Origin of the sequence: Vibrio sp. B183 (assembly GCF_000740665.1) — a bacterium.
In the GTDB taxonomy this organism is placed as follows: domain Bacteria; phylum Pseudomonadota; class Gammaproteobacteria; order Enterobacterales; family Vibrionaceae; genus Vibrio; species Vibrio coralliilyticus.
The window spans coordinates 1-19951 of the sequence record NZ_JPQB01000005.1 but is presented as its reverse complement, the minus strand read 5'-3'; the positions used below and the strand labels follow the sequence as shown (position 1 = coordinate 19951).

18 protein-coding genes are annotated in these 19951 nt (G+C 44.2%); 11 read left to right on the top strand and 7 right to left on the bottom strand.

The genetic code is table 11. The features are described 5' to 3' along the window. Window positions 1–361: 361 nt before the first annotated feature. Window positions 362–1846 carry a lytic polysaccharide monooxygenase gene (locus IX95_RS05730; protein ID WP_038157725.1) on the bottom strand — a complete coding sequence of 495 codons (1485 nt, stop codon included), beginning with the start codon at window positions 1844–1846 and terminating at the stop codon, window positions 362–364. A 634-nt stretch (window positions 1847–2480) separates the two neighbouring features. Here IX95_RS05730 and IX95_RS05725 point away from each other — a divergent pair. After that, a complete protein-coding gene (locus tag IX95_RS05725; protein WP_038157724.1) occupies window positions 2481–2948 on the top strand; it encodes a GrpB family protein in 468 nt (155 codons plus the stop codon). 167 nt (window positions 2949–3115) lie between these two features. Then, a complete protein-coding gene (locus IX95_RS05720; RefSeq protein WP_038157722.1) occupies window positions 3116–3568 on the top strand; it encodes a DUF302 domain-containing protein in 453 nt (150 codons plus the stop codon). A 255-nt stretch (window positions 3569–3823) separates the two neighbouring features. Here IX95_RS05720 and IX95_RS05715 read toward each other — a convergent pair whose 3' ends face one another. From IX95_RS05715 to IX95_RS05705, 3 genes are all read right to left on the bottom strand, one after another. Continuing rightward, window positions 3824–4795, bottom strand: coding sequence for a sensor domain-containing diguanylate cyclase (locus IX95_RS05715; RefSeq protein ID WP_038157721.1), 972 nt, complete (start codon window positions 4793–4795; stop codon window positions 3824–3826). Between the two features lie 190 nt (window positions 4796–4985). Further along, window positions 4986–5684: a substrate-binding periplasmic protein gene (locus tag IX95_RS05710; RefSeq protein WP_021455908.1), complete on the bottom strand. Its 699-nt coding sequence runs from the start codon at window positions 5682–5684 to the stop codon at window positions 4986–4988. A gap of 125 nt (window positions 5685–5809) precedes the next feature. Further along, entirely contained in the window at window positions 5810–7339 is a 1530-nt protein-coding gene (locus IX95_RS05705) for a sensor domain-containing diguanylate cyclase (protein ID WP_038157716.1), read from the bottom strand. A gap of 246 nt (window positions 7340–7585) precedes the next feature. Between IX95_RS05705 and IX95_RS05700 the strand changes: the two genes are divergently transcribed. Beyond that, window positions 7586–9148 (top strand): methyl-accepting chemotaxis protein, encoded by a 1563-nt coding sequence (locus tag IX95_RS05700; protein ID WP_038157714.1) that lies wholly within the window; start codon window positions 7586–7588, stop codon window positions 9146–9148. A gap of 264 nt (window positions 9149–9412) precedes the next feature. Further along, the gene (locus IX95_RS05695) at window positions 9413–10606 is read left to right on the top strand and encodes a diaminopropionate ammonia-lyase (protein ID WP_038157710.1); all 1194 of its coding nucleotides are present in this window, start codon (window positions 9413–9415) and stop codon (window positions 10604–10606) included. A 59-nt stretch (window positions 10607–10665) separates the two neighbouring features. Here the strand turns inward: IX95_RS05695 and IX95_RS05690 are convergent, their stop codons facing one another. After that, window positions 10666–11157 carry an Lrp/AsnC family transcriptional regulator gene (locus IX95_RS05690; protein WP_038157708.1) on the bottom strand — a complete coding sequence of 164 codons (492 nt, stop codon included), beginning with the start codon at window positions 11155–11157 and terminating at the stop codon, window positions 10666–10668. A gap of 310 nt (window positions 11158–11467) precedes the next feature. Here IX95_RS05690 and IX95_RS05685 point away from each other — a divergent pair, with 310 nt between their 5' ends. The 6 genes from IX95_RS05685 to IX95_RS05660 all read left to right on the top strand — a co-directional run bounded on the left by IX95_RS05685 (window position 11468) and on the right by IX95_RS05660 (window position 17863). Beyond that, window positions 11468–12250 carry a maleate cis-trans isomerase family protein gene (locus tag IX95_RS05685; RefSeq protein WP_038157706.1) on the top strand — a complete coding sequence of 261 codons (783 nt, stop codon included), beginning with the start codon at window positions 11468–11470 and terminating at the stop codon, window positions 12248–12250. A gap of 38 nt (window positions 12251–12288) precedes the next feature. Beyond that, window positions 12289–13485: a M20 aminoacylase family protein gene (locus IX95_RS05680; RefSeq protein ID WP_038157704.1), complete on the top strand. Its 1197-nt coding sequence runs from the start codon at window positions 12289–12291 to the stop codon at window positions 13483–13485. A gap of 117 nt (window positions 13486–13602) precedes the next feature. Beyond that, complete coding sequence (locus IX95_RS05675; RefSeq protein WP_038157703.1) at window positions 13603–14643, top strand: TRAP transporter substrate-binding protein; 1041 nt, start codon at window positions 13603–13605, stop codon at window positions 14641–14643. Window positions 14644–14760: 117 nt separating this feature from the next. After that, on the top strand, window positions 14761–15303 hold the full coding sequence (locus IX95_RS05670) for a TRAP transporter small permease (RefSeq protein ID WP_038157701.1): 543 nt from the start codon (window positions 14761–14763) through the stop codon (window positions 15301–15303). Next, window positions 15300–16643, top strand: coding sequence for a TRAP transporter large permease (locus IX95_RS05665; RefSeq protein ID WP_006960903.1), 1344 nt, complete (start codon window positions 15300–15302; stop codon window positions 16641–16643). The genes IX95_RS05670 and IX95_RS05665 overlap by 4 nt, the downstream gene beginning before the upstream one ends. 38 nt (window positions 16644–16681) lie before the next feature. Continuing rightward, window positions 16682–17863 carry a M24 family metallopeptidase gene (locus IX95_RS05660; RefSeq protein ID WP_038157698.1) on the top strand — a complete coding sequence of 394 codons (1182 nt, stop codon included), beginning with the start codon at window positions 16682–16684 and terminating at the stop codon, window positions 17861–17863. A 34-nt stretch (window positions 17864–17897) separates the two neighbouring features. Here IX95_RS05660 and IX95_RS05655 read toward each other — a convergent pair whose 3' ends face one another. Next, a complete protein-coding gene (locus IX95_RS05655; protein ID WP_038157694.1) occupies window positions 17898–18863 on the bottom strand; it encodes a hypothetical protein in 966 nt (321 codons plus the stop codon). 151 nt (window positions 18864–19014) lie between these two features. Between IX95_RS05655 and IX95_RS05650 the strand changes: the two genes are divergently transcribed. Further along, a complete protein-coding gene (locus tag IX95_RS05650) occupies window positions 19015–19485 on the top strand; it encodes an Lrp/AsnC family transcriptional regulator (protein ID WP_021455917.1) in 471 nt (156 codons plus the stop codon). A 49-nt stretch (window positions 19486–19534) separates the two neighbouring features. Here IX95_RS05650 and IX95_RS05645 read toward each other — a convergent pair. Then, the coding region (locus tag IX95_RS05645) for a transketolase-like TK C-terminal-containing protein (protein WP_038157691.1) at window positions 19535–19951 on the bottom strand (417 nt) is incomplete at its 5' end.

Here is a 19951-nt window from a genome sequence, read left to right as displayed (position 1 = left end):
ATAACAAAGCGTTCGCTTATCACAAGTTTTTGAAGCCCAATAAGGCAGGGCAGATTGACTTGGGCGCAATATTAACACCGACTTTAGTAATCTCATAACGAAGGGCAGGAGAAAGGCGACTAACCACATCAATCGTTTACGTTGTAGCCAGTTAGTGATGTCCGGTAAGAGTCGAACTTCAATCTTTGCGTGAGCTCCATTGGTTTGGCTGACGTTATCACTACGTGTATCGGCTTCAAAAGCTCAAAGGGGTGAGCATTTGAAGCTAAGCAAAAAAATAGCCAACGCGTTGTAAAGACGCGATGGCTATTTCATAGAAATCCATCAACTCAGTTAGATGATGGGATGAACACTACGAGAATTAGTTGGCTGGTCGCCAAACGCCCCATTTGTCCTTACTGTATGTCGTTTCAGGATCATCACCGCCTTGTGTCCACCATTGTGCTTTCCACTCCTTACCAGCATATGACACAACTTCACCGCCGACGTAAGTCGTTGATGAGCTCCAAGCATTCCCTGTATCTGGGGCCGGTTCTGGAGTTGGTGGAGGAGTGACACCGCCACCATCAACAACCACCTCAAACGTAAAGGTCTCAGTTCGATCGCTGTTGGTCGCGCTCGCTGAGAAGATTAACGTTTCATTCTGAGTAATAAACTGGGTGTCGATAATGATCGAAGAAGAACCGTTATTCTGAATCTGTACAGGTGTGCCCTGAGTTTGAGTCAACGTTGCATTTTCTTCTGTTACGATGACGACTTTATCACCCGCGTTTACGACATTATCACTTTGGGATAGCTCATAGAGTTGTCCTGCTAACGGATCAACATTGCCATTGTCGTCTCGGGAAACGGTCATTAGCCCTGAAGCACGGCTGTCCTTAGAGTTAAAGAAATTGCGTGACGTATCATTCTGGAAATACATGTAGTGCTGCATTTCTTCATGCCAATCACCGATAAAGACAGCCCCATCTTTGAATTCTGCGTGCCAACCATTAATCTCAGAAGCAAGAAGACGATCCCAGTCACCAACGTTGTTTGAATCTACTCTGATATCAAAGCTACGTGCAACCGCGCCATCCTTGTTGATGATGTCATATTTTACTACATCGCCAATTTCAGGTGCTTCCAATCCACTAGGGATAAAGGACGCTCCACGATGCAAATCTGGTTCTGGTGCTGGCTCAGGAGGTGGAGTGTTACCATTCTTAATCGTAATATCAGAACAGTTGTAGAAGCCTTCACCCGCGGCATCATCTCGTTGCCAACGCACAAAGAGAATGGCGTCTCCAGATCTATCAGATGGGATAGTTACGTTGATTCGGTATTTTCCGTTCTCTACAGGTACATTGCCCGTTTCTTGAATCAAATCTAGATCGCCCCAAGCTAGGCCTTTAGACAGGTCAGCATTTGGTTTGGTTAAGTAAAATTCCCAGAAAGAAGGATTGTGCGGTGCCGTGGCATTAAACACATATTCGAATGTACCCGTGTTCATTTCTGTACGAGTCCAGGCCGTATGCGGGGCTCCCATGCCACGTTTCTGAGGATCGTTTGCGTAGCATAAAGTGCCATCTGGAATAGCGGCTCTTACTGCACTCTGGTTGTTAAAGTCGGTAATGTTCTTTGCGTATTCGTTTCGCTGTACGAACGGGTAAGATCCCGAAATGTCTTTGGCATTTGAACAAGCGGCGTTGGGTGGACTGCCAGACCAGATACCGCCTTGTTCGTAACAAATGTTTTGTCGAGCATTTGGATATTCAGACCAACCATGTGCGTAGACATCGGCTGGTAGGGCAGATAGCAAGGCGCTACCTACCGCCAGTTTTAAAATGTGTTTATTCGCTGTCATTTTCTTACTCTATTCCGTTTTATAATTAATATACCCAATCAATAGTTTTGATTTATTGACTGGAGTTTTTCTATTATTTTTATTTCTATTAGAAACGGTTGAAAGATAAGCCAAGATTATTTTTATGAAAGTTTTAATATTCGTTATATGAATTAAGATCGCAATTGTCGAACTTCTTACAAATCTGTCTTAATTTTTGCTATGTAACTTAAGTTCCTGATAAGTAAAAGGTATTTAATAACCTCTTTAAGGTTTCAAACAACGTAATGCAAAAGTTTTTTAATATGTGAATCCGATTCAATAAATAAAGTTACTGTATATATCATGTCTTTATAACTGAGATGATGACGTTAGCATGACATTTGGTTTTATTTTTTATGGCTATTGGTTTTTGATTTATTATGCTTACTGGTAATTGTATAATTGATTAAGATTTATTTTGTGAATGAGTATATGTTAATTAATTATTCTGCTTGATGGTTTTTAAGTGTACTAACGTAGCTTACAAATAGGCTCATTTATTTGTAGGCAATAGAGGTTCACTGTGGGTAAAGAATCAATGATGTTTGAATAAATGAGCAAAGAAGATAGCTTTATTGTTTAGTCTCGGCTCACTGATTTGCTTGAGGATAGTATGAAGTTTTATTTACCAGAAGAGTATCAGGATTTGTGCTATACACAATTTCAAGCTTATAAGAGAAGAGTAAGTTTGTTGCTCCCTGATGCGGTTGTCGAGCATGTCGGCTCTTCGGCAATCCCTGGTGCCATATCAAAAGGTGATCTGGACATCTATGTCGGAGTTCAGCCACGAGAATTGGAAGGGGCGATTCAACAGTTGTACAAGTTAGGATTTTCGGTAAAGCAAAATACCTTGCGGACCCCTGAATTATGTATGATTGAATCAAAGACAGAAGATGTCGCATTTCAAGTCGTTGCAAACGGCTCGCAATATGAGTGTTTCCTTAAATTCAGGGAGCAACTACGTTCAAACCCTGACTTAGTTAATTGTTACAATAAACTTAAACAGTCTTGCGAAGGTTATTCACCTGAAGACTACCGCAGGCTTAAGTCTGAATTCATCGAACAAGTCTTAAGTAAGTAACCAATTTGAGAACATAATGTAAATGGAACAGTGTACTTAAGATGTTGATTCAGCATACAGCATTTTTAATTTGTTGTATTTTGTCTGCCTACGGCAGAATGAGCGTTTGATGTGAGCTAATTTCTGACTTCAAGGGATGGCTCTATTAACATTTCAGGAGATTCCACATGTTAAAGTTTGCCTCTTTAGGTGCCATTCTGCTGTCTGCATCTATGTCAGTTATTGCTGCACAGGGTGTTGTCATGCATGAGAGCCCGTATTCTGTAAAAGAAACAGCAGATCGATTTGAAGCGATTGCTAAGAAGAAAGGACTTAATATTTTTGCCCGAGTTGATCATCAAGCTAATGCTGAAGGTGTGGGCTTAGAGCTCAGACCAACTGAACTGATCATCTTTGGTAATCCGAAAGTAGGCACGCCACTTATGCAGTGCGCACAGAGTGTTGCGATTGACCTACCGCAGAAGGTTTTGGTGACTCAAGATGAAGAGCAGAAAGTCTGGCTGTCTTACAATGATCCCAATTACATTAAGCAGCGACACGATGTTAAAGGCTGCGACGAAGTAATCACCAAGGTAACTAATGTATTGAGTGGCTTATCAAAGGCTACAACCAGCCAATAGCCTATATGTAGTAGGTGTTATAGTTGACAAACAAGCAGCAAACTAAGCTGCTTGTTTTCGTTTGCAATGTTGCTCTAACTGCTGATTCATCTTCTCAGGCCTGAATAACTTAAAAGTATTACATCTCAGGAGCAGACTCAATTATCTTCGAAACAACACTAATTAGTTGCACAATTTAAGTTGTGGCTTTGTAAGTTGTTAATGAAAGCTCCAGAGGCATAAGTTTTCCGGGGTTTTATGCATTAGGAGTAAAGATTAACGCTGCGTTTTATTGAGTGACTTGTTGTCATACATAGCGGCATCTGCTTTACAGAGAAAGTCTGTCAACTTGCTTGGATCTGTATCACTAGCCAATTCTACGCTACCGATAGAGTACTGAGGGATATGCTCCTGACATGAAGTTTTAAGGCTTTCATCCAGCCTTTCAACAAAGCGGGATTTATCCACCTCTTGTTCACTATCGAGTAAGACGACAAATTCATCACCCCCCCAGCGGGCGACTAAGTCGCTCTTTCTGACACTCTTGAGAAGGGCGGTAGCAAAATCTTTAAGTATTTGGTCTCCAACAGAGTGGCCCCATTGGTCGTTAATGGCTTTGAACCCGTCAATATCGAGATACATTAACATGCTCGAACGGTTGAATGAGTTTGAAAGGCTGATATGACGCTCGAAAGACTCCGTAAAGCCTCGGCGGTTTAGCGCTTTTGTTAGTTCATCAAAACGACTTTCTACTTTGAGTTGATTAGCTTTATACAGGTAGGCCAAATCACTGTTGATGGTGTCTCTAAGAAAACTAAGTACGGTCATGAGTTTGTCGGAATAATCCGTTGGCCGTTGGTCCATCACGCACAATGTGCCAAAGCTATTCCCATCCGGCCACTGAATGGGGTATCCAAGATAGCTTGAAAATTGGTCTTCTGTATACTCAGGGTTATCAGACCATTTTTCATCTTCACTGGCATCCGCTACATACATCATTTGGTTGCTCTGAACGACTTGATGACAGTAAACATTGGTATTTTTATCAGAATAAGCACCTGGACAATATTGCGAAGGAGCCTGCTCTGAAGCAACTAATACCTCAATGCCATTGGTTGTCGCCTGGGTAACAAATGCGGCGGGGGCGTCAAATAATAGGGCAATCATATCCACTAATTTCTGCCATCGCTCCCAGTCAACATCCTCAATTTTTCCGTAATAGCATGAGCCGTATTTATAACCAGACATTGAGTTTCAGACTCCTTAGTTCAATTTTCTTCTTATCAACAAGAGATAGACTCCAAGCTTAGCTTTAATTATAGAAGTATTGATAGCTGCATGGGGTTAGGTGCTGATAAATTTGCAATTGCCACGCTTACATCGTGAAACCACATCTTGCCGATGGCAATTTAGTTAGATGATCGAGCAGTAGGTTAGCTTACCTGAGAGATATTTCTTGATTAGGGCGGCTGGCGACGAGCTCTCTAACGGCTTGTTCCAATTGTGGCAGTAAATGTTTATTGGAAACGTGAATATAATGATAAAGAGGCTCATGCAATATCGCCTTGCTAACAGGTTTGATATTAGGGAACTGACCCTTCAAAATTTCATAAACCACCTTAGGAGCGAGCCATAGATCAGCGCGCCCTTTACTGACCATTAATGCCGCCTGTTCAGATTTTTCAACCAGGTAGAGCTGTTTGTAGTCTGAGATTTTCTCTGTAAACTTCATCCCCAATTGTGAAACGAGTACTTTTTCTGACACTTCACTGAGCTCTTCGTAAAATTGCCCTTCAAAGCCATACATAAAAATACTGACGTAATAGAGAGGAACATCGACTTTGATCATGTTCTCATCATTCGCAAGCCTCGATATTCGTAAATCTAATCCTTGATAACGGCCTTGACTAACCGCACGAATTGCTCTCGCATTAGGCAAATAAACAAAATCGACCTCAATACCGGATTTTTGGTATATAAACTCGAGATCTTCTCTCAAAGTAAAGCCAGCGAGCTTGTTTAATTCAGGGTTTTGATAAATTTCGCCTATAGCAATAACAGCAGGTTCGGCAACGGCCGACCGAATAGAATAGATGAACAAAACTAGCCAGAAGATTCTGGCAGTTTGGATGTGCATTATTGAGGCCACTCTACACAGGACATATCACTGGTATAGCCTATCTAAGGGAGATGGTAAACCTCAAGCATATTGGTATAGGTGTTTGGTGGAATATGGAAAACCACTTTTCTTATTGAGGAAACTTAATTGGCAAGAATGATTTGGTAGCCGTTTCTGCCATCTTGTTTGACCATATAAAGTGCTTGGTCCGCGAATTGGAACAAGCTTGTTAGATGTTCATACGAAGTAATGCGTTTTGATGTTGCTCCAGCACTCACTGTTATGAACGGATGAGTTGGTGAATATGCGTGTTCAAGTGCCATTTCGCTGATTGCTCCAACCAGCTTTTGTAGGTAAGCATCTAAATTGAGCTCTATGTCGCTGGCTAGGATTACGCAAAACTCTTCCCCCCCATACCGGCATACTAAGTGTTCATATGGCGATACGACGTCACGCAATGCCTCAGCGACACGCCTCAAGGCTTGATCTCCAGCCACATGACCATAGTTATCGTTGTATTGCTTAAAGTGATCGACATCGACCAGAATGACACCTATATGGTTGTAACCCAGCTCCTCAATGAAATGACGGGCTGTTTCATATAGGTGCCTACGATTGGCAATGCCGGTAAGTGGGTCGACAATAGATTGCTTTTTGAGGATTTCGCGCTTTTCATCCAGTTCGGTGATTAAATTGTTGATGTCGCGGGCAAAGCTTTTCATTTCTTTCGAGATAAATGTTGCTTCATTTGGCAGTTTGTCACCGGATTTCTGAAACTGGCGCAAGGCTTTTTGAGCCTGCCCCAGTGGCTTGATCAGCTTAGACACTACAGACAAGTTAAGAGCAAACATTACCAGAGAAAAACAAGCCAGTACGCTTGCTTCTGAAAAAGTCAGGAAATCTGGCAGCTTTTCGTTGTGAGTAATTTCAATTGCAATGTTATCGCCATCAAGGAAATCATCACGGTAAATGACGGAGACATCAATCGGCAAAGCGCCATGCAGGGAGTCATGTTCACTGTATGGGTGGACGTTGATCTCTACACCTGTTGCAGCTTCAATTTCAGAGATAAAGTCTTTGCGAATTTTACGAATAAATACGATGTAACCGAAATCGCAGGATTTGCCGTCGCTCAAGCAAATTCTGGCGGATGCGACCATATAAGGCTCACTTTGATAAACCGCATATTTGATGTGTGAAGATACCTTAGCGCTCGAAGTATTGATCGATTGTTCAAGAAGTTTGTTCACGACAGCAGGGTCATTCAGAGCAATGAATTGTGCAGAGTGGACTTGGCCATCTTTATATAAAGCGCTCCATTTTACTTGTAGCTGCTTATCAAAAATGATCATGCCGTCGACAAGCTTGGACTCGAATGCGTGTGGTCCAATACTGTCCCTGATGAACGCCTCCGTGGGGTGCTGAACGAATTTCGTCAGCGTTGTCCAAGCAGCGTAATCTTCTAAAGATGCTCTCAGTTCAAGCTCTTCCATTTTCAGGACAGTTTGTACGCGCTCTATTTCAAACTGTTGTCTCTTCTTAGACGCCTCAATCGCCAGCTCATGGCTCCATAACGCTTTAAACGAAAAGTAAAACATTAGAAACAGGAGAACGACAGAGAAAGAAACCAGAATGGTGAGCTGTTTGAGACTGAAGTGTTTTAACTTATACACTAATAACGGACTACCTGAACAATGAGTAACTGAGCAAAATTGCATCGCTATTGTAGAGATCATTTTCAACCGGAGCCAGCAATTAACGTGCTAGATCGTCGCCATATGGAGGAAGATCTTGTGTTTAAAGCAAAAAAAAACTCAAATAATCCAAAAGTGTTACATGGGACGACTTTAATATTTTGTCATAATTTAAATTATTGTTTATATTTCCGTGCCACATAATTACTACAAAAGTTTATCCACATGACTGCTAGCCAAATTTCGTCGGAACGTGAAACCCTACTAGATACCAACGAACAGTTAGTATCAACTACAGACTTAAAAGGTGTCATTACCTACAGTAACGATGCCTTTTGCCGTATTGCTGAATTCACTCAGGAAGAACTTCTGGGACAGAACCACAATATTGTTCGCCATAACGGAATGCCAAAGGCGGCATTTGCAGACATGTGGGCGAACCTGAAGCAAGGTAAAGCTTGGCGTGGAATTGTGAAAAACCGAACGAAGTCGGGCGGTTATTATTGGGTAGATGCGTATGTAACGCCGATTTATGAACGTGGAGAAATGACGGGCTATCAATCTGTTCGTGTTAAGCCAAAACGTGAATGGGTTACCGTTGCTGATGCAGCTTACAAATCGTTGCTTAAAGCTGAAAAATCTGGCCGGACCTGGTCACTACAGATCAGTGATTCACTTCGCTATGCGATTTTGCTTGGATCTTTGTCTGCGCCAGTGTTGGCTAACATGATGGATTTGGAAGGAGCGGCAAATTGGATCTCAAGTTTGTTACCACTGTCTGTCGTAGCACTTTTGTTCAGACAAGAATTGATTGATACACCAAAGCAGCTTAAGAAGCTGCAATCTAAGTACGACAGTGTCAGTCGCCTAATCTACTCTGGTAATAGTAAGTTTTCTGTTGCTGATTTCCATATCAAGCTTCTTTCAGCGCGTATTCGTACAGTCTTGGGTCGTATGACAGATTCCGCTAAGCCGCTTCAAGATCTGTCTGATGGTCTAAGCGCAACGACCTTGCAGGTAACTCAAGCCCTTGAGCAGCAAACCAAAGATATTCGCCAAGTTCGTGAAGCTACCGAAGAAGTGGAAGCATCTGCTAACGAAGTGTCCACCAGTACGCATGAAGCGCATGAGTTGATTGATGTGACGCTCAAAACCTGTCTGCTTGCGAAAGATACCATCGATCAGACACACGTGAATTTAGAACAGCTCAGCGTTCAGGCTGAGAAAGCGACTAACACTACTTACCAACTGAGTGAGCAGGCGCAAAACGTCAGTAAGATGATGGAAGAAATTGGTGGGATCGCAGAACAAACCAACTTGCTTGCTTTAAACGCCGCGATTGAGGCTGCTCGTGCTGGCGAACAGGGCCGTGGTTTTGCTGTCGTTGCGGATGAGGTTCGTGCATTGTCGGGTAGAACGTCGAATGCAACAGTGCAAATTAAAGACAGTATTGAAACCATGTTAACGACAATTGAAGGCTGGCAACGTGACATTATTGCCAACCGTGAGCAAACTGACGCATGTGGTGAAGTTGCTGAAGAAAGCGCAAAACGTTTATCGGAAGTCGAAACAATGATGCAATCGATGAACGATTTGATGACTACGGTTGAAGATGCAGCGACTAAACAGCGCCAGCTTTCCGGTGATGTGAATCTGCACATTCAGTCAATTGCCTCAGCCGCCGAGCAAAACCTTGCGGCGACCCATTCCGTTAATCAGCATTCGCAAGAGTTACGTAATCAGGTCAACGAGTTTTATCAGTTAGCTCAGCGATTTGAAGAAAAATAAACGAAGCCCTGCAAACGCGGGGCCTTTTCCTTCCGCACCCTGGTGTTATAAATTCAGCTTCAAACAGCGGTTTTTCTCTTCAACTCGCGTCAACGCGTTAATCCCGCAAATCTCCGTCTCTTAGCCGTTAATTTCCTCACCATTGTCATTCATAAAGCATAATGTCTGCGTGTTATGTCGATAGACTTTACCTATACCCATTCTGCACATACGTTTCATTAACGACATGTGTGATAAGCCAATGCATTGATAAGGATACTCTCTATGCCGTTATTGACAGGTACACTGACTCACTTTTCAAATCCGAAGTCCGACCCAACGTTGGAGTATTCGAATGCTCAGCGAGAAATTTTGAGCGTTGCAGCTTCAAAACAAGCGATTGCGGATATTTCACAGTGGCCAGGATATAAAGAAACGCCTCTTCACGCGTTTACAAGCATGGCGGCGAAGGTAGGAATCGCCCAGCTCTGGTATAAGGACGAATCTCAACGTTTTGGATTAAAAAGTTTTAAAGCCTTGGGCGGCGCTTATGCCGTGGCACGCCAGCTCCAAATAGAGATCTTCAATCGGTTCGGCAAAACTCCTTCAATCACCGAACTGCTCGATGGAAAATGGAAATCTGAAGTAGCCGAAATAGTTGTTAGCTGTGCAACAGACGGAAACCATGGGCGTTCAGTTGCTTGGGGCGCGCAGATGTTTGGCTGCGGTTGCGTCATCTATATCCACCGAGATGTATCCGAAGGGCGCAAAACTGCGATGGAAGCTTTTGGCGCCCAAGTCATTCGTATTTCGGGTAACTATGACGAGTCGGTAAGAACTGCAGATAGTGAAGCCAAAGCTCACAATCGTGTGATTGTGTCTGATACTTCCTATGAAGGCTATATGGATATTCCCAAAGATGTAGCACTTGGTTACACCGCAATGTTGGCTGAAATTGTCGAACAACTCGATGGCACAATTCCAAGTCACGTTTTCGTGCAAGGAGGAGTAGGTGGACTGGCTTCAGCCGTGTGTGGTTACTTCTGGGATCTGTGGGGAGAAAAGCGACCACGATTTGTGATTGTCGAGCCTGAACAAGCCAACTGCTTGCAGAAAAGTGCGAAAGCAGGAGAGCCCGTTGTCGTTGAAGGTGACCTTGATACACTCATGGCGGGACTAGCGTGTGGGGAAGTTTCTACGTTAGCTTGGGAAATACTAAAGAACGGTGCCGATGATTTTATGACTCTCAGCGAAGAAGCTGTTCCGCAAGCAATGAGACTGCTTGCTGGTGGATATCAATCCGATGCAGCGGTTGAAGCTGGGGAGTCTGCTGTTCCGGGTTTAGCTGCGGCCATTATCGCTTCTGAAGATGCGGATTTTTTGCAAGCTCTTGGGCTAAATAGTGAAAGCAGAGTATTGGTGATTGGTACAGAAGGAGCAACGGATCCCGAGCTTTACCACCAAATCATAAACGAATAACAACAAAGAAAAGCTCAAGAGAAGTATTCGGCGTGTAATGTGAGGTTACACGCCGTTTTTTATTCGCTAGAAGTCTCGATCGGAATTGTCATGCCAGTCTTGACGTTGTCCATCACGACATTGGTCTGGAAGCTTTTGATATTGGCATTATCGAAAAAGGCTTCACGAGTGAAATTATCATAGCCTTCCATATCTGCCGCGGTCACGATCAAGATAAAATCGGAACTGCCCGTTACGTAGTAACACTGCTGAACAGAACGATTTGCCGTCATTTCTTTCTTGAAGTTATGCATTAAGTCGACACGTTCACGCTCCAGAGTAACCTGCACGACAAACGTCATTGCTTGCCCTACCGCCTTTGGGTTGATGATAGAAACATCGGCTTGGATGACACCCTGTTCACGCATTTTTTTGAGCCTACGTTGAACTGCTGCAGGGGAGAGGCCGACTTGCTCTGCAATGTTGTCTGATGTCACTCGGTTTGATTCCTGAACGATATTTAAAATCTTTCGGTCAAAGCTATCGACTGTAAGTTCTGCTTGTTGTGGCATCTCAGATCTTCCTGATTGTCATGTGTAATTGAATTGTTAAATAACTCTGTGTTCCGTGACCTACGTAAAGGTATTTTTCTATCGAATTGAACCATATCCAATGGAGAACAAAAAACTAATATAACTCAATAAAAATGCGGAATAACTGCACAATGATATGGCTTTTTGATGAAATTCATTAAAGTGCTCGGGGCATTATTGATCTTGTGAACAGAATGTAAAGTCATTATTGATTGGCTTGTAGGTAATGTAGATACAAGTTTTTAACAATGATAGCGCTTGATAATGATTCCCGAGAGAAAGGATTGTCATGAAATCTGAAACCATCGCTCCCCAATTTGAACTGGATCAGCTTGCGTCAGCCGGGCGTGTTGGGGTTATTACTCTGGCAACGGATTTCAATATTGAGCGAGATCTGAAACAGTTTTATCCGGTGGACGTGGAGTCGTTTACCGGGAGGGTTAGAAACTATAACCCTTTAACTATGGATAATTTGCGTAAAATGGAGCCGGGAATTAGCGCATGTGCCGATTCCATCCTTCCAGGGACTGACCTTGATGTGATCATTTATGCTTGCACATCGGGCACTATCGCTATCGGATCGGAGCGCATTACCGAGTTAGTTCATCAAACAAGGCCCGGTACACCCGTCACTAACCCTGTGACTTCGGCTTTAGCAGCATTTAAGAGTCTCAATGCTAAGCGTATTTCCATTCTTACTCCCTATACCGATTCGGTGAACAAGGAAGTGGCTGACTTTTTCTTATCTCAAGGTCTCGAAGTGATGAACATCGCTGGATTCGGCTTTGAAGACGACACCGCGATGAGTTTTATTTCACCTGAAGATATTCGCCGCGCTGCGAGTCAAGTGTGTGACCCTGACGCTGACTTACTGCTCATCTCGTGTACTGCTCTTAGAACAGGCAGCGTCATTGAGTGTATTGAAGAAGGCCTGAACAAACCCGTGTTAACCAGCAATCAGGTTTTGGCTTGGCATTCGCTTAAGCTGATGCGTTATTCCCGACCTGTTAATGGTTATGGGGTGCTGCTTAAACAACACCTTATTAGCAGTTCCAACTCAGATATAGCCTAACGTAACCCCTAATTCATGTGATTTACGGAGTAAAAAGTATGTCATCAACTTTCTCGATTAATCCTGAACAGCTGCCAAACACGCTCATAGAAAGTATGACGGAGTGGCGTCAGCATCTACACCGCTTTCCAGAGTGCGGTTTTGAGGTTGATCTTACAGCCAACTTTATTGCTGAGAAATTGGAAGAGTTTGGTATCGAGGTGGTACGCCACATTGGCAAAACTGGTTTAGTTGGGATTCTTCATAGCGGTAAACATGGCAAAAGCATCGGCCTGCGTGCTGATATGGATGCGTTGCACATTCATGAACAAAACACCTTTGACCACTGCTCGCAACATGACGGAAAGATGCATGCGTGTGGCCATGATGGACATTCTGCAATGTTGTTAGGCGCCGCGTGTTATTTGGCCGAGAACAGAACGTTTGACGGAACCGTTTATTTTATTTTTCAACCAGATGAAGAACATGGATGCGGAGCTCAGGCCATGATCGATGATGGTCTCTTTGAACGATTCAATATAGATGAAGTGTATGGCATTCATAACTTTCCAGGACTCGCTGAAGGTGAGCTCATGGTTAAATCTGGTTCGCTGATGGCCAGTGAAAGTAGCTTTGAAATCACGATTAATGGAGTCGGTGGCCACGCGGCGCTGCCTCATCAAGGTGTCGATCCTCTTGTGATAGGTGCGCAGGTTGTTCTTGGGCTGCAGACGATCGTGTCCCGAAACCTCAGCGCTATCTATGACACAGCTGTGGTATCGGCGACTGAATTTATTACTGACGGCACAGTCAATGTGATCCCAACCCAAGTCATTATCAAAGGGGACTGCCGCTGTTTTACGGAAGAAACGCTCACACGTATTGAACATAGCATGGAAAGGATCGTAGCCGGTATTTGCCAATCAGCGGGAGCAAGTTACCAGTTCGAATTCATAAACACATTCTACCCAACCATTAATAGCGAAGAGCAAACTCAATATGCGGTAGAAGCGGCTAAACAAGTGTTAGGTGGTGAACACGTCAATGATACTTGTGATCCACTGACTATCTCAGAGGACTTTTCCAGCATGCTTCGCGTTAAGCCGGGTTGTTATGTCTTGCTAGGCAACGGAGTAGATTCCGTTGGGGGATGCGCTTTACATAACCCAGAATACGATTTTAACGACCGGATATTGAAGCTTGGCGCAAGCTATTGGATTCAATTGGTTAATAACAGATTAGGCCTTGGCCAATAAACAGGAACTGTATGGCTGATTTTGCAATGCGGTATCTGTAAACGAAGTCATCATTGCCGATCGTTAAACGGCACCATGCGTTTAGCGTGACATTAGAACGGAAAAAGGAAAGACAGGATGAAACGATTAAGCGTAGCCTTGCTGAGTTTAGGGGTGGTTTTGAGTGCTCATGCCGAAACATGGAAGTTTGCTTCAGAAGAAGACAAGACAGACGTTCAGGATATTTATGCACAAAAATTTGCTGAAGTGATCAAAAAAGAGTCCGATGGTGATATTCGCGTTCGAATCTATTATTACGGCCAACTGGGTACCGAAAACGATATTGTTGAGCTGGCAGCAAAAGGCACTATTCAGTTTGTATCCGTGGGGGCAGGTCATCTAGGTTCGTATGTACCTGAAGTTCAGGCGGTAAGCTTGCCGTACGTACTAGGCACTGACGAGGAAGTGACGCATAAAGTACTGACTGAAAGCCCAACTATTTACAATGAGCTCGCGCCTAAATTCGAAAGTGTGAACCTTAAGCTACTTTCCATGATGTCTGAAGGCGAGATGGTGTGGGGAGGTAACAAGCCAATCCGTACACCAGAAGATTTCGCTGATCAAAAAATCCGCACCTTTACCTCAACAATCCCAGTGGAAACCTACAAAGCGTTTGGCGCGACACCGACACCTCTGTCTTGGGGAGAGGTGTATGGTTCTCTGCAACTGAAAACAATCGACAGCATGGTTAACCCTATCTACTTCATCTACAACGCGAAATGGCATGAAGTACAGGACTACTTAATGTTCCCAGGTCAGCAACCTTACGTCAGTACCGTTTCAACAAACAGCAAGTGGTACAACGGGCTCTCTAAAGAGAAACAAGCGATGGTGAATAGGGCAATCAAAGCGGCGGATAAAGCAGCTTATGATTACCAAATCAAAATCAACAAAGAGAATATGGAGAAGATTCTTAAAGAGCGACCAAACATGCAAGTGGTTGTGCTTAATGACCAAGAACGCGAGCGCTTCAAGGTACTCAGTGAACAATTACACGACACCTATTTTGATGTGGTCGCTAATGCCTATCCAGCCGACCAGCAAAGTGAAGCGCGCGCAAGTGCCAAAGTCATCCTTGAGAACATTTTGGATGAAGTCAAAGTGGCGTCATCGCAGTAGAAGCGGTATCTCGAATGGAAACCAGCTATCCGTTGCAAGGAGTGACGGATAGCGCCTTTCCAGTCAGACAAGGTCTGTGTGGAAAGTTGCTGACTGAAGTATGGAGTTCAGCGTGTTATGAAAGACCTTTTACTTAAGATAAGTGTGGTGACTGAAAAGCTGGAACGCTTTTTAATTATGACAGCCATCCTCGTAATGATGGCGAATTCGACCGCAAACGCCATTGGGCGGTATGCGTTCAACAAGAGTTTATTCTTTTCTGAAGAACTGAATCAATTCCTCATCGTGATCGTCACTTTTGTCGGCTTCGCTTACGCGGTTCGACAGGGACGTAACATACGAATGACGGCCGTTTACGACTCACTCAGTTTCCGCTGGCAGAAAATCCTGACGACCATTATTGCGCTGCTTACGTTGGCACTCATGTTTTATCTTGCCTACCATTCGTTGCTCTATGTTGAAGAGCTCAAATCCATTAACCGCTTGAGTCCGGCACTACAGTTTCCCGTTTATTGGGTCTACGCCATCATCCCGATTGGATTTTCCATCGCTGGGCTTCAATACAGTATGAGTTTCGTTATGAATCTTTTGCACAAAGAGATTTACGTGTCTTTCGATGTGACTGAAAACAAAACCAATGAAGTAGGTGAGTTGTCATGAATGAGATTGCTCAGTTTCTATCGGATGTGATTGCCGGTGAGCTCGATATATACGTGATCACATTTACTTTAGTGACCGTTATGGTGGTGCTGCTGTTTTTGAGCTTCCCGATGATAGTACCTTTGGCGGTTGGTGCTCTTATTGGCTTGATTCATTTTTCTCAAGTTGAGCCAGGAGTGCTCATACAGCAAATGGTGACCGGAATATCACCAAACGCGCTAATTGCGGTACCAATGTTCATACTTGCTGCGGATATCATGACACGCGGTCACACGGCTTATAACTTACTGGGCCTTATTCAGGCGTTTGTTGGTCATTTACGTGGCGGCTTGCCCATTACTACGTGCATCAGTTGTACCTTATTTGGTTCAGTTTCAGGTTCGACTCAGGCAACGGTGGTATCGGTAGGGCAGATTATGCGACCGAAGTTACTCCAAGCGGGGTACAAGGATAGCTTTGTTATGGCGCTCATCATCAACGCCAGTGACATTGCTTTTCTGATTCCACCCAGTATCGGTTTGATTCTTTACGGTACGTTGGCGAATGCCAGTGTTGGAGAATTGTTTATCGCGGGTATCGGCCCGGGGCTTGTGCTGGCAGGCTTGTTCTCACTGTATAGCTATGCATACAGTGTGAAGCATAGTGATAGTCTAACGTTGGTTGATAAAGCAAATGCCGCAGAACGTATTGAGGCGGTTAAGAAGGCAATTCTGCCTTTGGGGTTCCCAGCTTTAATCATCGGTGGTATTTACTCTGGTATTGTTACTCCGACCGAAGCGGCTTCGTTCGCTGTTTTATATGCGATCATCGTTGAATGTGTCTTTTACCGTAAGCTCGGCGTCAAAGACATTTGTGACGCTGCGTTAAATACCGGTTTGATCACCGCGGTAGTTTTTGTACTGGTTGGTGTTGGTCAGGCATTTTCGTGGTACATCTCGTTTGAACAAATCCCTCAAGAGTTATTGGCTCCGCTTGATCTGGGGAGTGCTTCTCCAGAATACATTTTGTTTGTTATCGCGCTGACGTTTTTCATTGGCTGCATGTTTGTCGATTCGTTAGTTGTGCTGCTGATTTTAACGCCTATCTTTATGCCTATTGTTGATGCCGCTGGAATTGACCCGATTCTTGTTGGTGTGATGGTGACGTTGCAAATGGCAATTGGATCGGCAACACCACCTTTTGGCTGCGATATATTCACTGCGATTGCTATCTTTGAGCGGCCTTATATGGAAGTGATTCGCGGCACTCTGCCTTTCTTCATTATTTTGATTTTTATGTCTGCACTGCTGATCTTTTTTCCCGGCATTGCATTGCTGCCGAGAGATTTACTGTTCAGCTAATCCATTTGCATGGTACAGACAAACTAAGGATAGAACGTATGAATACGACTCAACTAGTCGCCCCGAATCGAGGTTTTGAGACCGTTGAATTTGAGCACCGTACGGTGGAATTACAAAAACGGATGCGAGCTCAGAATATTGGAGCTGCATTTTTTACCACAGAACCTGAATTCCGTTATTTTAGCGGCTTTAAATCGCAGTTTTGGGAAAGCCCAACTCGACCTTGGTTCTTGGTAGTACCTGCGGTTGGTAAGCCGATTGCTGTTGTGCCCGAAATTGGTGTCGCTGGGTTCGAGAGTACTTGGATTGAAGATGTTCGCAGTTGGCCATCGCCAAGGCCAGAAGATGATGGTATTTCTCTGCTGGCTTCGACACTGAAGGAGGTCAGTAAAGGCACTCACAAAATTGGCAGCATGATTGGGCCAGAAACCCATCTACGTATGCCAGCAAATAACTATGCGCTATTGCAACATTCCCTAAGCCAGTACCAATTCGTCGATGTGTCTTTGATCGTTCGCGATCTTCGCAGCATCAAATCAAAAGCTGAGATAGAAAAGATTCGCTTCGCCTGTCAGGTGACGGCGCAGGGGTTTGACTTTTTACGCAGCCACTTATCGATTGGAATGACCGAACGAGAAGCGTGTAAGGCGATGCACTTTGAGATGTTACGTCTTGGCGCTGATGCTTGTCCGTATTTGATTTCAGCGTCAGGAAAGGGTGGTTATGACAACATCATTATGGGCCCTACAGATCGTGTTTTAGAACAAGGCGATGTATTGATCATTGATACAGGAGCCAACTTCGACGGCTATTTTAGTGACTTCGACAGAAACTATGCCTTTGGTTTTGCTCAGCCAGACACCGTCTCGGCTTATGAGGCAGTTTATCAGTCTACGGAAGCGGGTCTGATGAAAGCAGGGCCGGGCATTACAACGGGCGAGGTATGGCAAGCTATGTGGTCCGTGCTGGAAAGCAACGGCGCTCTTGGCAATGATGTAGGAAGGATGGGGCATGGGTTAGGGATGCAGCTTACTGAATGGCCATCCAATGTACCCGGGGGGGATGTTGTACTCAAACCGGGTATGATTTTGACCCTTGAGCCGGGTATGGCGTTTGCCAAAAATAGAATGATGGTGCACGAAGAGAACATCGTTATTACTGACAACGGCTGTGAAATGCTACATGAGAGAACATGGAAGACGCTTCCGGTGATTAGCTGATAATAAAAGCCCAATCACTTGGGCTTTGAGTTGATCATTGCTGCTGAACGCTTTTATACAAATATCTCTGACAGGTGGGCTCGCTTATGCGTTTAAGGATCTGTGACATAACAGCGATGACGACAAAAGCAAATACCAGCCTTCCCCAAAATATCGTCACGAAGTCGGCACCAATCAACAATACGAGAATGGTGTCTTCAATCATGCTGTGAGCTAAGTTAAGCAGCATGACGGCGGTAAACACATCTCGTGCTGGTATGTGGCCTCGTTTGGCTTCGTTGATCAGCAGGCCGCCACCGAAAGAAATACCTAACGTAATACCGACGATGGTTAGGTTAGTCGCCTCTCTGCTGATACCTAGCACAGAAAGAACAGGCTTGAGTGCCATCGCCATTAACTTCTCCACACCTAGCAGCTTTAGCATCTTTAACGTAAACAGTAATACTGCAATGATGACAAGTATCGCTATCAAGTTTTCGACTTGCGACCATGCCCATTGAAGATAAGTTTGCTCTGGAGGTATTTCCGGATTCCAAACGATCTGGGCAGGCGTATTCAGCAAATCGCCGAACTGATAAATCTGGTGGAGAACCCACGCAAACAAGAGTCCACCCCCAACTCTGACTAACGTTGTCATGGCAATACTCACACCGGCACGCTTCGCAATAGCCGCTTCAATCGGGATAGAGTGTGCGATGAGCATTAATGAACCCAAAATTGATACCTGAGCAACGGTGAGTTCGCTGTTGGTGCTCATAAAGATCAATAGACCCGCGTACATATTAGTAAGCAGAGTTGTCGCCCAAACTAAGCCCATTTCATCGGGTAAACCGACAAAATTCATCAAAGGACTCAGCCATTCGCTAAGCAATGCAACACCTCCTAGCTCTTCAACAACTTTAATGACGATGATGATAGGAATCATCACTTTATACAGAGTCCAGGTGACATCGATTATTTCTTTAAAAAGGTCATGAAAGAAACTTTGTAACTTTTCCATGTTGAAATCCATACTGAATGATTCGATAGCAAGAACATTAATAAAAGCATGGGAAATATCGATGTGCGATTTGCATGCTTCCTGTGCCTCATATTTCTTTATTGAGTTAATACTGTGTTAAAGTTTCTTAAAAGTACTCTCTGGAGAAATTATGGAAATTGACCGTTTAGACAGGAAGATTTTGTCGATACTGCAAAAGAATAATCGTATTCCGAATGTAGAGTTGGCGGAAGAAGTGGGGTTGTCGCCGCCAGCTTGTTTGAAGAGGGTAAAACGGCTTCGGGAAGACAACGTGATAACGGGTGATGTCTCTATCATCAATCCCGAGCTGGCCGGTAATAAGATGAACTTGATTGTTTCAGTCGAAATGGAGCGGGATAGACCTGATATATACAGCGTGTTTCGCCAATCAATAACAAAAGCGCCTGAAGTCACTCAATGTTATCAGATCACGGGAGGCTACGATTTTATGCTGGTGGTAAGCGTTCCAGATATCAAAGCGTATGAAAAGTTTATTGAACGCGTATTGCATCAAGATAAGAACATTCGTAAATTTCAGACTTCGGTTTCTACTCGCACAGTAAAGTTCAGTACTGAAGTGAATGTAGAAGAGATTCAATAAAAAACGCCCCGCTAGTGTAGCGGGGCGTTTTCATATCAAGGTTCAGTGATTAAGCTAAAAGCTCTTTCGCTGTGTTCACAACGTTTTCAGTTGTGAAGCCGAACATCTTGAATAGTTCACCAGCTGGTGCAGATTCACCGAAGGTGGTCATACCGATGATACGGCCGTCGAAACCAACGTACTTGTACCAGAAGTCAGCAATACCTGCTTCTACCGCGATACGTGCCGTCACGTCAGATGGCAGAACCGCTTCACGATATGCTGCATCTTGCTTGTCGAATGCGTCCGTTGATGGCATTGAAACAACACGTACTTGCTTGCCTTCAGCAGTTAGTTCAGCCGCAGCGTTAACCGCTAGCTCAACTTCAGAGCCGGTTGCGATTAGGATAAGCTCTGGCTTGCCTGCGCAATCTTTCAGGATGTAACCACCCTTAGCAATGTTCGCTACTTGCTCAGCGTCACGCTC

Coding starts and splice junctions, on each gene's coding strand:
- IX95_RS05730 (WP_038157725.1), bottom strand. CDS start 1,846: ATGACAGCGAATAAACACATTTTAAAACTGGCGGTAGGTAGCGCCTTG.
- IX95_RS05725 (WP_038157724.1), top strand. CDS start 2,481: ATGAAGTTTTATTTACCAGAAGAGTATCAGGATTTGTGCTATACACAA.
- IX95_RS05720 (WP_038157722.1), top strand. CDS start 3,116: ATGTTAAAGTTTGCCTCTTTAGGTGCCATTCTGCTGTCTGCATCTATG.
- IX95_RS05715 (WP_038157721.1), bottom strand. CDS start 4,795: ATGTCTGGTTATAAATACGGCTCATGCTATTACGGAAAAATTGAGGAT.
- IX95_RS05710 (WP_021455908.1), bottom strand. CDS start 5,684: ATGCACATCCAAACTGCCAGAATCTTCTGGCTAGTTTTGTTCATCTAT.
- IX95_RS05700 (WP_038157714.1), top strand. CDS start 7,586: ATGACTGCTAGCCAAATTTCGTCGGAACGTGAAACCCTACTAGATACC.
- IX95_RS05695 (WP_038157710.1), top strand. CDS start 9,413: ATGCCGTTATTGACAGGTACACTGACTCACTTTTCAAATCCGAAGTCC.
- IX95_RS05690 (WP_038157708.1), bottom strand. CDS start 11,157: ATGCCACAACAAGCAGAACTTACAGTCGATAGCTTTGACCGAAAGATT.
- IX95_RS05685 (WP_038157706.1), top strand. CDS start 11,468: ATGAAATCTGAAACCATCGCTCCCCAATTTGAACTGGATCAGCTTGCG.
- IX95_RS05680 (WP_038157704.1), top strand. CDS start 12,289: ATGTCATCAACTTTCTCGATTAATCCTGAACAGCTGCCAAACACGCTC.
- IX95_RS05675 (WP_038157703.1), top strand. CDS start 13,603: ATGAAACGATTAAGCGTAGCCTTGCTGAGTTTAGGGGTGGTTTTGAGT.
- IX95_RS05670 (WP_038157701.1), top strand. CDS start 14,761: ATGAAAGACCTTTTACTTAAGATAAGTGTGGTGACTGAAAAGCTGGAA.
- IX95_RS05665 (WP_006960903.1), top strand. CDS start 15,300: ATGAATGAGATTGCTCAGTTTCTATCGGATGTGATTGCCGGTGAGCTC.
- IX95_RS05660 (WP_038157698.1), top strand. CDS start 16,682: ATGAATACGACTCAACTAGTCGCCCCGAATCGAGGTTTTGAGACCGTT.
- IX95_RS05655 (WP_038157694.1), bottom strand. CDS start 18,863: ATGGAAAAGTTACAAAGTTTCTTTCATGACCTTTTTAAAGAAATAATC.
- IX95_RS05650 (WP_021455917.1), top strand. CDS start 19,015: ATGGAAATTGACCGTTTAGACAGGAAGATTTTGTCGATACTGCAAAAG.